The organism is Vibrio syngnathi, from assembly GCF_002119525.1.
Classification (GTDB): Bacteria; Pseudomonadota; Gammaproteobacteria; order Enterobacterales; family Vibrionaceae; genus Vibrio; species Vibrio syngnathi.
On record NZ_CP017917.1, the window covers coordinates 616,078 to 631,493 of the forward strand.

At 43.7% G+C, this 15,416-nt stretch carries 14 protein-coding genes; 6 read left to right on the forward strand and 8 right to left on the reverse strand.

Annotated features, from left to right (window positions below):
* The first annotated feature begins 109 nt into the window (after positions 1–109).
* Both K08M4_RS17640 and K08M4_RS17645 read left to right on the forward strand, forming a co-directional pair.
* A complete protein-coding gene (locus tag K08M4_RS17640) occupies positions 110–3,277 on the forward strand; it encodes a chitinase C-terminal domain-containing protein (RefSeq protein WP_086050832.1) in 3,168 nt (1,055 codons plus the stop codon).
* Positions 3,278–3,586: 309 nt separating this feature from the next.
* Positions 3,587–5,050 carry a sensor domain-containing diguanylate cyclase gene (locus tag K08M4_RS17645; protein WP_086050833.1) on the forward strand — a complete coding sequence of 488 codons (1,464 nt, stop codon included), beginning with the start codon at positions 3,587–3,589 and terminating at the stop codon, positions 5,048–5,050.
* A 90-nt stretch (positions 5,051–5,140) separates the two neighbouring features.
* Here K08M4_RS17645 and K08M4_RS17650 read toward each other — a convergent pair whose 3' ends face one another.
* A complete protein-coding gene (locus tag K08M4_RS17650) occupies positions 5,141–5,395 on the reverse strand; it encodes a YgjV family protein (protein ID WP_009845500.1) in 255 nt (84 codons plus the stop codon).
* Positions 5,396–5,929: 534 nt separating this feature from the next.
* On the opposite strand from K08M4_RS17650, the gene K08M4_RS17660 reads away from it, so the two are divergent.
* The 3 genes from K08M4_RS17660 (at position 5,930) to K08M4_RS17670 (ending at position 8,346) form a co-directional block, all read left to right on the forward strand.
* Positions 5,930–6,514: a DUF4136 domain-containing protein gene (locus tag K08M4_RS17660; RefSeq protein ID WP_086050834.1), complete on the forward strand. Its 585-nt coding sequence runs from the start codon at positions 5,930–5,932 to the stop codon at positions 6,512–6,514.
* A gap of 178 nt (positions 6,515–6,692) precedes the next feature.
* Positions 6,693–7,877, forward strand: coding sequence for a D-alanyl-D-alanine carboxypeptidase family protein (locus tag K08M4_RS17665; RefSeq protein WP_086050835.1), 1,185 nt, complete (start codon positions 6,693–6,695; stop codon positions 7,875–7,877).
* A 175-nt stretch (positions 7,878–8,052) separates the two neighbouring features.
* Positions 8,053–8,346: a YkgJ family cysteine cluster protein gene (locus K08M4_RS17670; RefSeq protein WP_086050836.1), complete on the forward strand. Its 294-nt coding sequence runs from the start codon at positions 8,053–8,055 to the stop codon at positions 8,344–8,346.
* 184 nt (positions 8,347–8,530) lie between these two features.
* Here K08M4_RS17670 and K08M4_RS17675 read toward each other — a convergent pair whose 3' ends face one another.
* The 6 genes from K08M4_RS17675 to K08M4_RS17700 form a co-directional block, all read right to left on the reverse strand.
* A complete protein-coding gene (locus K08M4_RS17675) occupies positions 8,531–10,213 on the reverse strand; it encodes an RluA family pseudouridine synthase (protein WP_086050837.1) in 1,683 nt (560 codons plus the stop codon).
* 151 nt (positions 10,214–10,364) lie between these two features.
* Entirely contained in the window at positions 10,365–10,985 is a 621-nt protein-coding gene (locus K08M4_RS17680) for a glutathione S-transferase family protein (RefSeq protein ID WP_086050838.1), read from the reverse strand.
* 35 nt (positions 10,986–11,020) lie between these two features.
* Entirely contained in the window at positions 11,021–12,052 is a 1,032-nt protein-coding gene (gene curA, locus K08M4_RS17685; protein WP_086050839.1) for an NADPH-dependent curcumin/dihydrocurcumin reductase, read from the reverse strand.
* Between the two features lie 136 nt (positions 12,053–12,188).
* Positions 12,189–12,779 carry a TetR/AcrR family transcriptional regulator gene (locus tag K08M4_RS17690; protein ID WP_086050840.1) on the reverse strand — a complete coding sequence of 197 codons (591 nt, stop codon included), beginning with the start codon at positions 12,777–12,779 and terminating at the stop codon, positions 12,189–12,191.
* Between the two features lie 162 nt (positions 12,780–12,941).
* Positions 12,942–13,415 carry a BamJ family beta-barrel-assembly machinery protein gene (gene bamJ, locus K08M4_RS17695; protein WP_086050841.1) on the reverse strand — a complete coding sequence of 158 codons (474 nt, stop codon included), beginning with the start codon at positions 13,413–13,415 and terminating at the stop codon, positions 12,942–12,944.
* Between the two features lie 42 nt (positions 13,416–13,457).
* Positions 13,458–14,084, reverse strand: a complete 627-nt coding sequence (locus K08M4_RS17700; RefSeq protein WP_086050842.1) for a thioredoxin domain-containing protein — start codon at positions 14,082–14,084, stop codon at positions 13,458–13,460.
* A gap of 271 nt (positions 14,085–14,355) precedes the next feature.
* On the opposite strand from K08M4_RS17700, the gene K08M4_RS17710 reads away from it, so the two are divergent.
* On the forward strand, positions 14,356–14,949 hold the full coding sequence (locus K08M4_RS17710) for an OmpA family protein (RefSeq protein WP_086050843.1): 594 nt from the start codon (positions 14,356–14,358) through the stop codon (positions 14,947–14,949).
* Positions 14,950–15,055: 106 nt separating this feature from the next.
* Here the strand turns inward: K08M4_RS17710 and K08M4_RS17715 are convergent, their stop codons facing one another.
* Positions 15,056–15,415 carry a glutaredoxin family protein gene (locus K08M4_RS17715; protein ID WP_010430193.1) on the reverse strand — a complete coding sequence of 120 codons (360 nt, stop codon included), beginning with the start codon at positions 15,413–15,415 and terminating at the stop codon, positions 15,056–15,058.
* Position 15,416: the final 1 nt, after the last annotated feature.

Sequence of the window (15,416 nt, forward strand, 5' to 3'; positions counted from 1 at the left end):
TGTTTAATTGGCACTGTTACCTACAGTTGTTTTTCGAAGGAATTTAAGTGGCAAAAAAAGTGTCATTTACTTTAAATATCTTAAAACAACAACTTAAGGGACTGCTAACATGCACCTAAATCAAGGAAGAGTGGCCAAAAAGGTTTTTACACTCAGTACTCTCACTGCGTCATGCTTAATGGCTTTCAATAGCTATGCGGCTGTGGATTGCTCAACGTTAGAAGCGTGGGATCCTGCCACGGTTTACACAGGCGGCGATCAAGTTTCACATGACAGCAGCGCGTACTCAGCAAATTACTGGAATCAGAACAACAACCCAAGTCAATTTGAAGGTGACTACGCACAGTGGAAAAAGCTAGATGTGTGTAGCGGCAATGGAGGTGGAGGTATACCAAATGAAGCACCAACGGCTTCGTTAACGACTCCATCTGCCTCTGACATGTTCACTGAAGGCGATAACGTGGTGTTGAGTGCAACGGCGCTAGATTCCGACGGCAGTGTTACTTCGGTTGAATTCTTCATTGATGGAACTTCAGTCGCGGTTGTTACAGCAGCACCTTTCGAAGCGGTTTGGGCTGCAACGTCTGGTAGCCATCAGGTTTCGGTTGTTGCTACAGACAATGAAGGCGCGGCTAGCTTAGCAAGCGCGGTCTCTATTTCTGTCGATTCAGTTACACCTGGAAATGAAGCGCCGACGGTTTCGGTTGCGCTTTCTGCATCTTCGGTTGATGTTGGTGGTGTGGTAACGCTTACCGCAACAGCAACAGACAGCGATGGTACGGTTGATAAGGTCGATTTTTATGTGGCAGGTTCTTTAGTCGGAACGGCTGCGACAAGCCCATACACGCTTAACTACACAACCACTCAAGCGGGTTCTTTAGCGGTTTACGCAAAAGCGACTGACAATCAAGGCGCAACGACAGATTCAGCGCTGGCTTCTTTGAGGGTGAATGGCGTACCAACGGTGAGCACTTGTCGACCTGATGGCTTGTATCAAACTCAAGGTGTCGATGTTCCTTATTGTACGATTTACGATGATGAAGGCCGTGAGAAAATGGGCGCGGATCACCCACGTCGTGTCATTGGTTACTTCACCAGCTGGCGTGCAGGAGATGACCCACAAGCTGCTTACCTAGTAAATGACATTCCTTGGGAACAACTCACACACATTAACTACGCTTTCGTGAGCATCGGCTCTGATGGCAAAGTAAACGTGGGTGATGTGAACGATCCGAACAACGCAGCGGTTGGTAAAGAGTGGCCGGGCGTGGAAGTTGACCCAGCATTAGGCTTCAAAGGTCACTTCGGTGCATTAGCGACAGCGAAGAAAAAACACGATGTTAAGACTTTAATCTCAATCGGTGGTTGGGCGGAGACCGGTGGCCACTTTGCCACTGATGGTAGCCGAGTGGCTGATGGTGGTTTCTATACCATGACGACCAATGCTGACGGTTCTATTAACCATCAAGGTATCGAAACATTCGCAACTTCAGCGGTTGAAATGCTTCGTAAATACCAGTTCGATGGTCTAGATATCGATTACGAATACCCGACGTCAATGGCGGGCGCAGGTAATCCGTACGATAAAGACTTTATGGAACCACGTCGTCAATACCTATGGGCTTCTTACCAAGTGTTGATGAAAGTGTTGCGTGAGAAGCTTGATGCAGCCTCTGCGCAAGATGGCAATCACTACATGTTAACGATCGCGGCGCCTTCTTCGGGTTACCTACTGCGCGGTATGGAAACATTCGATGTAACCAAATATCTCGATTACGTAAACATCATGTCTTATGACCTTCACGGTGCGTGGAACGATCACGTAGGCCATAACGCAGCGTTGTTTGATACAGGTAAAGATTCAGAGTTAGCACAGTGGAACGTATACGGCACAGCGGCTTACGGCGGTATCGGTTACCTGAATACGGATTGGGCCTACCACTACTTCCGTGGTTCTATGCCAGCAGGTCGTATTAACATCGGTGTGCCTTACTACACACGTGGTTGGCAAGGTGTAACTGGTGGTGAGAATGGTCTTTGGGGCCGAGCTGCACTGCCAAACCAAGCTGAATGCTCAGCAGGTACTGGTGAAGGCGAGAAGAACAACTGTGGCCATGGCGCAATTGGTATCGATAACATGTGGCACGATACTGATCCGAAAGGCAACGAAATGGGTGCAGGTTCAAACCCAATGTGGCATGCGAAGAACTTAGAGAAAGGCATTTGGGGTTCTTATGCAGCAGCTTACAAGCTTGATCCTGTTAACGATCCTTCAGATGTTCTAACGGGGACTTACACGCGTAACTATGACAGCGTGGCTGTTGCTCCTTGGTTGTGGAACGCAGAGAAGGGCGTATTCCTTTCAACGGAAGATAAAGATTCTATCGATGTGAAAGCCGATTACGTTATCGACAAAGAAATCGGTGGCATCATGTTCTGGGAACTAGCAGGGGATTACAACTGTTACGTACTCGATGCGAACGGTAACCGAACTTCAATCGATACAACCGAACAGGCTTGTAATAGCGGAAACGGTGAATTCCACATGGGTAACACTATGACGAAGGCTATCTACGATAAGTTTAAGTCAGCTACTCCATATGGAAACAAGGTTGCAACGGGGGCTATCCCAACGGAAGCATTAGATATTACTGTCTCTGTAGGTGGCTTCAAAGTCGGTGATCAAAACTATCCAATTAACCCTAAGATCACGTTTACAAACAATACAGGTCAAGCGCTTCCTGGTGGTACTGAGTTCCAGTTCGATATCCCAGTGTCTGCACCTGATAACGCAAAAGATCAATCGGGCGGTGGTTTGTCTGTGATTGCTTCTGGTCACACTCGTGCCAATAATATTGGTGGTCTAGATGGTCCGATGCACAGAGTAGCGTTTACTTTACCTGCATGGAAAGAGCTTCCTGCTGGTGGTGTATATGAACTCGATATGGTTTATTACTTGCCAATTTCTGGCCCTGCAAACTATACAGTGAATGTGAATAGTGTCGATTATGCATTTAGCTTTGAGCAGCCGGATCTACCACTGGGTGATATCAGTACTGGTGGCGGTAATCCTGGTGATGGCGGTACCAACCCAGGTACATGCGATACTGCGGGTTTAGCTGTATATCCCGACTTACCTCAGAAAGATTGGGCGGGTAACCCAAGCCACGCAATCACGGGCGACCAAGTGGTTCATAACGGTAGTGTTTACCAAGCAAACTGGTGGACAAGTGCCGAGCCGGGAAGTGACGGCAGTTGGAGCAAAGTGTGCTCTTAATTTAATGCTAAGCAATGTATTTATAGACAATAGAGCGTAGTAATAGGTAATAAATGCGAATGCTTTTAAGTCGATTTATCAGGACTTTAGTATAAATTAAGTTATCAATTTAAACGTAAAATCAAAACGCCGAACTGAATCCAGTTCGGCGTTTTTGCTATAAGTCACAGATTGCACATGAAGAGCGCCATTAATATCGACTATCGTTCAGTAAAATAGATAAATGTGATATAAAACAATCTGCTTATAAAAACAATCTACTTATAAAAACAATAGCGTTACCTAAAATTTAAAAGCTATGAGGTAATTTTGAAAGTAAGACGTAAGTATATCCTCAACTTTTCCATCGTGTTGGCCCTCGTATCTTTGGTCCTCTCTGCTATTCAATTTAACCGAACCAAAGAATCACTTTTAGAGTCTAATCAATTCTTCTTCCGTACTATTGTAAACGCAAGCTACGACATCGTAGATACTACCGTTAACGAAGCTATTAAAACCTATCTCAAAGGTGTGACTGATACTGTCGCTTCTCACACACTAGGTGTCACTCCAGAACAAGAAGTTAAAGAAGTCATCCGAATTGCTAACGAATTAGTGATTGGAGAGTCAGGTTATATCTATTTGATGTCACCACAAGGTGTCCACCTGTATCATCCGTTTTTACAAGGGCGAAATCGCGCGCATTTAACCCATATTCAAACGCAACTGACCTCAAAGTCTGGAATGACTCAGTATTCTCATGCTAATCCACATGAAGTCGGCAAGCGTGCGAAGGTCGCGTATTCAGTGAGGCTACCGAGTGGTAATACATTGGTGGCGACCACTTATAAAGATGAACTCATGTACTTGGTCGATCTCGAAGCGCTTAAAGATAAACTAAGAAAGTATTCATATGGCGATAGTGGTTATGTATATATCGTTGATTTGCAAGGCGAGCTAGTCCTCCGACCCAATTTTGAACACGAACACTTGAAAGCCTTAATTGGTTATTCATCAGAGTTGCTCATCGATAAGGTCGTTGCTGAGCCTGAAGGGCATTTTAGTTACTCAATTTCAGATGACAACGGTACGACAAACAAAAACATTTTCTATAAGTTCTACCCATATCTAAATTGGATCATTTCTGCTGGAGTTTTGGAGCAAGAGCTCAATAAGAACCACAGTTTATTGCTAGTTAGTTTGATGACCTTGGTTATAAGTTTGCTTAGCATCATCGCCGTTTTGGTGCTTTACCTGCGGCACCGTCATTTAAAGATCTTAGATGTAGCTAGCTTAGATTATCTTACGGGGTTGAGTAATCGGCGGGACTTTATTTCTCAGGTTAAGATGAGAATTTTAGAGTGTTCGCCTTATCCGTTAAAAGGTGTTGGTATCATTCTTCTAGATATTGACCATTTTAAATCGGTAAACGATCTACACGGGCATAATGAAGGCGATAGAGTGATCTGTGCCGTTGCAAAAGTATTGAAGCAATTTGCAAATAAAAATCGTCTAATTGCTCGCTATGGCGGTGAGGAATTTATCTTTGTGACTTTTGATTGCAATGAATATCAATTGTACGAGTTGTCGGAAGAGTTGAGGCGTAGCGTCGAAAAAATTGAGGGGTTAGTGTTACCTGTAACGGTCAGTGTTGGGTGTCGCTATGCAAATGCACTGTTCCACATAGAAGGCACGATAGACCAAGCTGACAAAGCACTTTATCAAGCGAAAAAGAATGGACGCAATAACACACAGGTATACAGAGAGAGTCAATATCGTATTGTCTGTCATTGAAGTTTTCTAAAACTAATAAGCATGAAAAAGCCCAAATAGAACGTTCTATTTGGGCTTTTTTAGAATTGTTTGAAAGTGCTAGCCGTTAATCTAAGCTTTTGCTGCTTTCATCGCTTCATTTTTTTTTTCCTTTTGCATTTTTGCAAGGAAGTAGATGTTCACACAAGCGATGAAACCGTTGGTTGCAACCACTGGCCATGCATCAATCATAACGCCGTATGCTGTGAATAGAGTACAGCCAACAAAGTTAAGGACACGCAGACGCACGATATCTTTCATTGTTAATGAAATTGCGACCATAATAGATGCCGCGTAACCTAAAATTTCAACCATATTGAATTCCATTGTGTGACCCTCTTAAATTTGCCGATGCTTTATCGGTACCAATTCTTCTCTTCATGAGATGATTGAGGAAGCTCCGTGCCCCGAATGGTTTGGTTATGTTTAACTAAGTTTACTATACCGAGTCTATTTCTGTGGTTAAACCCCCAAAATGAGTAGAAGTGAAGGTTAGCGATTACGCAAACGTTTAATGATCTTTCTATTAATATAATTACTGTTTATGTTGAAGGTCAAATTGATAATTATTCTTGTATAGCTAGGGCGTGTTGATCTTTCGAGCTGATTTTTGCAGCGAGTTGCTGGGTATTTGTACAAGGCAGAGGCACCGATGTGTAGCTAGCCTACATGAGAAGCCGATAACGTAGTAGAAATGGCCAGCAAACGCTGCCCGAAGGGTTCGGCTAAAACCATTTTACTCTTTGTTGAGGGAGATTTGCTTAGAATGACTAGGCTACTTCTCCCTCGCCGCGATTAAAACGCTTTTATCTCGAACAAAATTTAACTACGAAAGGTCAACACGCCCTAAGGAAGCCGCGAATGATAAAACGATTCATATGTGCAACAAAAGGCGTAAATAAAGTCGTATTGTTGGCTTTGATAGCGATTGGACTGACAGCGTGTACAACCAATGAAACAACTCTAACTCACAATTATGGCGTGGTGACCAGTGGTGACTTTGATTTCATGAAACATGGGGTAGTCACGTACTCATGGCATCCCGAATCAGAGCAAGTGTACCTTTCTGAAAAATATGACAAGACGGTCGTCACTGATCTTGTACGCGAAGCGATTAAAGAACAACTTTCATTGAAAGGTTATCAGTTGAAATCCGGGGCTGGTGACGTCGTAGTGGGTTTTGGATTAGCTGAAGAATCTGAACTGAACGATGAATCGATCTTTGATGCGATTCAGCTATCTACAGGTGTGCCATTTTATAGTGATGATGGAAAGGTAAGCGAGAAAGGCTCTTTGTATATTGCTTTTTTTGTTCCTAATTCGGAAGTTATACATTGGCAAGCACTGGCGCAGTCTGGTATCCAACCTGATATAGAGCCGAGCGAAAGCAAACAACGGGTTATGGGCTTTGTTGAAATGTTATTTAGACGTATGCCTGAGAGGTAAAGCGAAGTGTTGAATGTATTCATTGAGTCAATCGTTCTTGTGTGAAAAATGGACAGGTCGCAGATTATACTTTTTTATTTGTAACGAACCGTACAAATACGTAAAGCAACGTAAAGTTCGCGCTTCTTTTGCTAGCATTTGTCTATACTGAACAAAACGTTAACTTAGGTTTAATTCAATGAAACGGTTCTCAAAATACTCTCTCCCTCTATTAAGTATGTTCATTGTAAGTAACGCAGCGATGGTAGCAAATACTGCTGTCGCGGCACCTTCTATAGTACCAAGCCCACCTAGCCTAGGCGCAAAAGGGTATGTGTTAATTGATTTTAACTCTGGTGATGTGCTGGTAGAAAAAAACGCACACACTAAGTTGAACCCAGCGAGTCTAACCAAGCTTATGACCAGTTATGTGGCTGGACAAGAGATGAAACGAGGTAACATCTCTGCGGATGATCAGGTGCGAATTAGCGAAAACGCATGGGCGAAAAACTTCCCTGATTCTTCAAAAATGTTCATCGAAGTGAACACTGATGTCGCGATGATGGATCTTTACCGCGGCTTGATTATTCAATCAGGGAACGATGCGAGTGTTGCGATTGCAGAACATGTTGCGGGTTCACAAGATGCATTTGTTGACTTGATGAACTCTTGGGCGGCTTCGCTAAAACTGGAAAATACCCATTTTGCGAATGCACATGGCTTAGATGCGGACGATCTCTATTCAACGCCTTATGATATCGCTCTATTAGGCCGTGCAATTATTCGCGATTTACCGGATGTGTATGGTTTATACAGCGAACGCTCGTTTAGCTACAACAAGATAACCCAACACAACCGCAATGGCTTATTACGTGATAGAAGCTTAACGGTCGATGGCATGAAAACAGGCTACACCTCTGGTGCAGGCTACAGTTTAGCGAGTTCGGCGACGCAAGGTGAGATGAGACTTATCGCGGTTGTGATGGGCGCATCAAGCGTTAAGAGCCGTGAGTCAGACAGCAAACAATTGTTGAGCTATGGTTTTCGTTTCTTCGATACGCTAAATCCTCACCAAGGCGGTGACCAAGTCGCTGAAGAGAAGGTGTGGTTTGGTGCCCAAGATACGTTGAAGCTAGGCGTTGCAGAAGATACGTTTATTACGCTGCCTAAGTCAGACAGTAAAAAGTTAACGGCATCGATTGAACTGATTTCTGAACTGAAAGCCCCGATTTCAGAAGGCCAAACCTTAGGCGTTGTTCATTACACCGTTGATGGTGAAGATGTTCAAACTCAACCTTTGATCGCGTTGGAAGCGGTAGAGCAGGCTGGCTTGTTCAAACGCTTGATGGACTACGTAAAGCTATTTTTTGCTAGTTTGTTTTAAATAGAGATAGTGGCGACAAGTCACGATGGAAAACCTAAACACTATGGGCGTTGTGAGTTAATCACAGCGCCTATTTTTATTTCTACATCAATCAAAACACCGTGCCGCACTATCTTTATTAGCCGTAGCGGTCGGTTTCGATTACTATACGCAAAATTTAGTAGCGTAGTTACTTATGACGATTGATATAAAGAACGTAACCGAACCCGAAGTAACATGTGCCAATTGCCAGGCGTGCTGTTGCCGTTTAGAAGTTATGATCATCACAGATACGGGCGTACCTGAAGAGCATATTGCTTATGACGAATGGGGCGGCGAAACGATGTTGCGACTCGACGACGGTTGGTGTTCTGCTGTAGATAGAGAAACACTGATGTGTACTATTTACGAAAACCGACCTTGGATCTGTCGTGAATTCGAAATGGCCTCTTTTGAATGTGTTGATCAGCGAAAGGATGTAATGGGTTAAGTGTTTGCAACATTGACGTTAGTAACGAAAGTACGCTACCGAGCTGTGATAAGGACATTAAAAAATTAAATTTCAGGGTTCTATATCTCAAGCAGATTTAGAACCCTGATGCGTTTAACGAGACAAGAACTTTTATGGGACAAAAATTTTAGTGCGGTAATAGTTTTAGCAGGATAAGAACAGCTTAAAACTCAGAAGGCACTTCAAACTCGATCCACTTGCCTGTTGTTGGGTGAATCAGTTTTAGGTAGCCCGCATGAAGGTGCAGACGTTCGCGTTTGTAACCATAGAGATCATCACCACGAATCGGTACACCAAGCCCTAATGGATGAGCACAATGCACACGCAGCTGATGTGTGCGTCCTGTTTTAGGATACAAGTGAACCTTGGTTTTACCATTATGAGTGCTAACAGTCTGCCAATGGGTCTCTGCGTTTCGTCCGTGATCATGGCAAACCAGTTGTCTTGGTCTATCAGTAATGTCGCCGCGCAAGGGAAGGCTGATATCGCCAGATTCGCCCGTTATTTCACCATCAAGCAGAGCGGTGTAGCGCTTCTCGACGGTTCTGTCGATGAATTGCTTTTGGATGTGTTTATTAGACTCTGCGGTCAGCGCCAAAATCAATAATCCAGACGTCGACATATCTAATCTATGGATTATCAAAGGCCCTGTTGCATTCGGATAACGCGCTTTAATGCGGGTATAAACCGAGTCTTCGATAAACTTACCAGGAACCGACAAGAACTCCTCGGGTTTATTCACCACCACGATCTCGTCGTCTTCATAAACAATATCAAACGACTTACCAACCGCAGGATTCACGATAAGCGGGTTATCTTCTAATTCGATGCCGTTTAGCTGGTGGTCGAGGATCTCGAAGCTTTTACTTTGGCAAACCGGGTACAGATTTGAGTGCTGGCGAATGACAGCCGTTGGAGGCAATCCCCACCAAAACTCAGACAAAGCTAATGGTTTAAATCCGTGTTCAAACGCAAAGTTAAGTAACTTAGGTAGGCAGCAGTCGCCAGAGCCTTCAAGAGCGTCTTTGCCATCTAACAATTCAAGCAGGTTCTTTGATTCGAGTGCTTGGTTGATAAAGCGATAATGAGACAAACGTTGCGCTTCTAATTCGCCGGAAATCGCTTGGTATTCTTGCTTGCGGCTTTTGAGTTCGCTTTCGATTGCATCAACTTGCGACTGGCGTTCTGCGATCTTTTGTTTCCACTGGATACGGAGCGCTTTTAGGTCGCGCTTCTCTTGGCTGCTTAGATTGCCTAATTGTTTAAGCAGGTCAGCGGCTGAATCAAGATTCCCCAATGCCTTTTCTTGATTGGCTTGTTCTCTGAGTTCGTTACGCTGAGATTTGTTTGCTGCCATGGCTAATTGAAAGGCTTCGATAGATTGTGCTGATTCGATTTTTAACTCTTCAAATTCAGCCAATAATGCGTCTAGGTTGTGCGACTGTTGTAGTTTTTCAATGTCATCCGCTAGTTGCGATTGGCGAGCAAGGTTTGCACTGTTGTGAGATTGAAACTGTTCTGAATCGAAGGCTGATGGAACAAAGTTAATGTTGTTTAACTGAGAGGCCAAAGACGGATATAACTGCAAACCTGAAAATGCAGAAAGGTAGCCTAGCTCTTGAGTTGTTGGATCCTGAACAAGAAGTACGGCATAGAGGTTGCCTTGCGATGTTTCATTCACACCGCAGTCGAGTAATGACTGCTGAAGTTGCTGCATGGCAAACTCACACGTTGGATGTGGTGTGTAGTAGTACGGAAACGTAAAACGAGTCGGTAGCGGTAAGTCTACATTCGTATTGTCGTTTTTTAGGTGCAGTGGCGTGTATTGAGCAAGGTTTGCTGACATGAAGATCAAACTCTATGGCTGTTCAGTTAGAGTTCGGTATTGTTGTCGAAATGAAGGCAAATGAGAAGCCAAAGCGAAAGATAAATCGGCTTTGGCTTCATTTAGTTGCTTGTACTTATTCTAAGAACGCACGAGCTTGAGTAAAACTCGATCAGTTCGAGTGTTCTAGCTCTACTTGCTCGGCTTTTTGGTAAGCAGGGTGGCTGGTTAAAAGCTCACCGTATTTAGCGATGTTCGGGTAGAGCGCAGTTGCACCGAAGTTACCCACGATTTCTACGATGAACGACATCATGAAATCGGCACCCGTTAGTGTGTCTGCGACCAAGTAGGTTTTACCTTCAAGTGCATTATTCACGTAAGTTAAGATCTTTTGGTTTTCATCGTCAGCATAACCGCCTAGGAAGTTAGTCTCACAACCGTCTTTCATTACAAAGATCTTAAGTAGCATTGGTAAAATGCCTGAGCTCTCAGCAAAATGTAGCCACTGTGAATATTCTACGTAGTCAGATGTACCGCGTGTTGGTGCGAACTTACCTTGACCGTATTTGTCGATTAGGTATTCCGTGATAGCGCCAGATTCAGTGATCACCATTCCATCGTCTTCAATGACCGGAGACTTACCAAGAGGGTGAACGGACTTCAATTCTGGTGGCGCTAAAAACGTTACACTGTCTCGTTGATATGGTTTGACTTGGTAATCAACACCAAGCTCTTCTAACAGCCAGATGATGCGTTTTGAACGTGACTTATTCAGGTGATGTAAAGTAATCATGATTCTACCTAGTTAACGGGTTCAGTTTTTTGAATTTATTTAGCTTCGTTTGTTTTGATAACAAGCTTACCGAAGTTTTGGCCTTCCAATAGACCCATGAATGCTTGTGGCGCTTCGTCTAGACCTTCAATTAGGTGCTCACGATAGTGCATCTTGCCTTGAGACAACCATTCCGTCATTTGAACAGCAAACTCGTTATAACGGTGCGCGTAGTCATCAAAGATAATGAAGCCTTGCATCTTAATACGCTTAACCAATAGGGTACCAACAAGGCTAGACATGCGATCTGGGCCTTCTGGAAGTGATGTCGCGTTGTATTGTGAAATTAGGCCACACACAGGAATACGAGCACCTGTGTTAAGCAATGGCATTACCGCGTCGAACACCTTGCCGCCAACGTTTTCGAAATAAATGTCGATGCCGTTGCTACATGCTTTAGCCAATTGCTCCGCGAAGTCGTCGGCTTTGTGGTCGATACATTCATCAAAACCAAGCACGTCTTTCGCGTACTGACACTTCTCTTGACCACCAGCAACGCCGATAACACGACAGCCTTTTAGTTTGCCGATTTGTCCAACGGTTGCGCCTACTGCACCTGTTGCCGCCGCAACGACTAGAGTGTCGCCTTGTTTAGGTTGGCCGATATCAAGCAAACCCATGTAAGCCGTAAAGCCAGGCATACCCATGATGCCCAGTGCGTAAGAAGGGTGTGTTGGCTCTTTACCTAGTTTGATTAGGCCTTCACCGTTAGACACACCAAGATCTTGCCAACCAGTGTAAGCCAGTACCCATTCGCCAACTTCAAAATCGCTGTTGTTTGACTCTTCAACCTGACATACGGTTGCACCAACCATCACTTCATCAACCGTAACAGGGTCTGCGTAAGATTTAGCATCGCTCATACGGCCACGCATGTATGGGTCTAGAGAAAGGTAAACTGAACGAAGTAACATCTCGCCGTCTTTAATTGTAGGTGCGGCTACTGTTTCTAAACGGAAGTTGTTTTGAGTCGGTGCGCCAACTGGGCGAGAAGCCAATACGATGCGGCGATTGTCTTGTTGAGTCATTGGATATCCTTAATTTAATGTTTATATATTTAGAATTAGACCAGTCGTCTAGTCTTGCTGTCTAAAAATCCCGCCGTCATCTAAATATAAGAGGGCGGGTTATCTGTTGTTAATAAAGACTAAACACAGTACGTGGTTAGTTTTTACCTTTTAAAATCTGTTGGGTTAGGTTTAAAGCTGATTCTAAGCTGTGTGAACTCTGGCTTAGTTTGCTTAATAAGCTTGCACCCAACCACATTGAGTAAAGGTTCTGAGCTGCTTCTTGGCTGTCTTCAACCTTTATCGAGCTATCTTCAACACCACCGACAATGCACTGCTCGATGGTGTTCGTCACTTTCTGTGCACCTTTTAATAGCGCTTGGCGCATAGGATCCGAAAGATCAGAAACTTCAGCGCTAAGCTTAACCACTAAGCATTTATGAGCGTTACAGGTACCGTTTTCAATCTGTGACCATCGAGTGAAATAACTGATAATTCTTTGGTAATGGTTGCCTTCACCATGAATCAAAAGAGTTTCAACTCTGCTGATGTAGGTCTCAAAATAGTGCTGGATCAGAGCCTCGCCAAATTGCTCTTTCGATTTAAAGTAGTGGTAAAACGATCCTTTTGGAACATCCGCTTCTTTAAGCAATTGCGATAAGCCAACGCCCGTAAAGCCGTTGTTCACTATTAATTGGTAGCCAACATCTAAAACATGCAGGCGTGTGTCATTCGTTTTATCGTTCATGGGCAGCACTATAAATAAAATTAGACCAGTCGTCTAGTGGTTAATTTAGAAAGTAAAATCTTGGCGTGCTAAATGGGATTTAACCGTTTCCCCGTTTAACCGTTTAGATATAAAAAAGCCCCAACATAGCTCGTATGTTGAGGCTTAAATCAGTCTCTTCGATTATTTGATAGAGATTAACTCAACATCAAAAATTAAAGTAGCTGATGGTGGGATAGGGCCTGAACCACCTTTACCGTAAGCCAATTGGCTTGGGATAAACAGGCGAACTTTTTGGCCTTCAACCATGTAAGTCAAACCTTCTTGCCAGCCTTTGATCACTTGTTTAAGAGCAAATGAGATTGGCTCACCACGATCAACAGAGCTGTCGAAAACAGTGCCGTCGATAAGTGTACCGTGGTAATGAACCGTTATTTTGCTGTTCTTAGTTGGGTGCTCTGTACCAATACCTTCTTCAAGAACTAGGTATTGAAGACCACTTTCAGTCGTAACAACCCCTTCTTTAGTGCCGTTTTCGATAAGGAATTGTTGGCCTTGTTCGATATTTTCTTCGCCAGATTTATGGTTCATCCAAGTGCGGTAGATCATGAAGCCAGCCAAAATAAAGACAATGACCGGGATGATAAATTTAGACATAGTAAAACCTATTTATTGTTGATTCTTTATAGAGAAAAGCCGTTACGGCTGAGTCAAAAGGTAGTTGATCGTTTTTGCGATGCCAGCAACGTCTTGGTGACCTGCAGTGAGTACTTGGTATTTACCGTTGATGATAAAGGTTGGTACTGAGTTGATTTGACCTTTTACTGAGATCTCTTCTGCTTTCTTAACGTAGTCAAATAGAGCAACTTGCTGTTCTTTGTTCAGTTGGTATGGGCTAACCAGACCACGAGAAGTGAACGCAGACTCTAGAGCTTGTTGACGTTGTTCCGGAGTCGCATCTGCACCCATTTGAACCGCACCAAATAGGTCGTCCATGAACGCGTGGTCAGGTGTCGCGTCAAGTTGCATCACTGCTGTGTAGTAGATCATTGCGCTGATTTGAGCACTTTCATTGAACGTAACGTGCATTTTGCCAATAGTTTGGCTAGTTAGCGACTCAATTTCTGGAATTGCACTTTCCATTTGACGACAGTGACCACAGTTTAGAGAGAAGATTTCAGTGATCGGAGACAGGTTAAATTCAGTTAGAGCAGTAGGTAGCGCTTCGTATTGAACGCCTTTCTGTGGCTCGTTGGTTTCACTACAACCTGCGATAATTAGTACGGCAGCGAGTGCTGTGATGAATTTAGTAAATGGTTTAAACATAATGTTTGCTCTAGCGTTGAGATATCGTGAGATTCTAACTATTTAGTACGAATTGGAAAACAATTATAAGGTAAATAAATGCAAACAGTTGGAACTCGCGGGCGATGACAGGCGAGTTGACGGTTAACTGTGATCAAAAGCACTTTTTTTGGATGTGCTTTCTTTTCGTATAAAGTTTTTATCTAAAGTTTTTCTCTCAGTGCCGATATAGACATTAGTGAATGGTTTATCTGCATAAGTGGTTGGTGAAGTAATGAGATATTTAGCGATAATGTTAAGCATAGCTTTGGCTGGGTGCGAAACTACGTTACCAACAGGGTTATTCGGTGAGAATATGTTACAAACTGCACCGAAAACTGATTATGACATTATGTACCCTGAATGGGGGGTGGTTCAAACCACTCATCAGCAAGGAACTATTACCACTAACTACGGACGTGGTGTTTCGACCAATGATCCACTGGAAGTCTTTTTAAGACAAAACCGTATCGATTTTGAAGTTTTACCTGGCAACCATGTGATGGTAAAGCTTGTACAGCATGTGAACTTTAAAACAGGTTCGACATCTCCAGAACCCGCTTACAACCATTGGTTGGACACGTTAGGCAGCTATCTTTCTCGACGCCAAGACATTGATGTCGTCATTGAAGGGCACACGGATAATTCGGGCAGTGATCGTGTTAATGATCCGCTTTCTGAGCAGCGCGCAAAAGAAGTGAAAGCTCGATTAGAAAGTAACTATGTTTCGAGTCGTGCTATTTACACCCGCGGTTTTGGCGAGTACGTTCCCGCGTGTACTAACGCTTCGCCGCAAGGTAAAGCTTGTAACCGCCGTGTAGAGTTGATGCTGATTGTGGCGAAATAGAGACGAGAAGCTTGATTCATTGAATCGAAAGAGCGTATTGATAACAGACATAAAAAATCCCTCATGAAGAGGGATTTTTTGTATTTGGGTTGTATTGCTTTTTCGCTTATGCGAATTGTTTCTCTAAGTAAGATACGATATCCGAAGATTCGTACATCCACTCAGTTTTGCCGTCTTTTTCGATACGTAGACAAGGCACTTTCACACGACCGCCGCCAGCTTCAAGCTCTGCACGGTGTTGCTCGTTGTTTTTTGCATCACGAAGTTCAAATTGAACCGACTGACGTTTCATCGCGCGGCGCACTTTCACACAAAATGGGCACGCTTCGAATTGGTATAACGTGTGCGTTTTTGCCTGTTCGTTCACTTTGCTTTGTTCTTCTTGAGAACGCTTGACACCGCGTGGGCTGAAAACAAAATTCAATAACAAGATGACGCGACCTAAAAACCAACGAATAAACTTCATA

Coding starts and splice junctions, on each gene's coding strand:
- K08M4_RS17640 (WP_086050832.1), top strand. CDS start 110: ATGCACCTAAATCAAGGAAGAGTGGCCAAAAAGGTTTTTACACTCAGT.
- K08M4_RS17650 (WP_009845500.1), bottom strand. CDS start 5,395: ATGGAATTCAATATGGTTGAAATTTTAGGTTACGCGGCATCTATTATG.
- K08M4_RS17660 (WP_086050834.1), top strand. CDS start 5,930: ATGATAAAACGATTCATATGTGCAACAAAAGGCGTAAATAAAGTCGTA.
- K08M4_RS17665 (WP_086050835.1), top strand. CDS start 6,693: ATGAAACGGTTCTCAAAATACTCTCTCCCTCTATTAAGTATGTTCATT.
- K08M4_RS17670 (WP_086050836.1), top strand. CDS start 8,053: ATGACGATTGATATAAAGAACGTAACCGAACCCGAAGTAACATGTGCC.
- K08M4_RS17675 (WP_086050837.1), bottom strand. CDS start 10,213: ATGTCAGCAAACCTTGCTCAATACACGCCACTGCACCTAAAAAACGAC.
- K08M4_RS17680 (WP_086050838.1), bottom strand. CDS start 10,985: ATGATTACTTTACATCACCTGAATAAGTCACGTTCAAAACGCATCATC.
- curA (WP_086050839.1), bottom strand. CDS start 12,052: ATGACTCAACAAGACAATCGCCGCATCGTATTGGCTTCTCGCCCAGTT.
- K08M4_RS17690 (WP_086050840.1), bottom strand. CDS start 12,779: ATGAACGATAAAACGAATGACACACGCCTGCATGTTTTAGATGTTGGC.
- bamJ (WP_086050841.1), bottom strand. CDS start 13,415: ATGTCTAAATTTATCATCCCGGTCATTGTCTTTATTTTGGCTGGCTTC.
- K08M4_RS17700 (WP_086050842.1), bottom strand. CDS start 14,084: ATGTTTAAACCATTTACTAAATTCATCACAGCACTCGCTGCCGTACTA.
- K08M4_RS17710 (WP_086050843.1), top strand. CDS start 14,356: ATGTTAAGCATAGCTTTGGCTGGGTGCGAAACTACGTTACCAACAGGG.
- K08M4_RS17715 (WP_010430193.1), bottom strand. CDS start 15,415: ATGAAGTTTATTCGTTGGTTTTTAGGTCGCGTCATCTTGTTATTGAAT.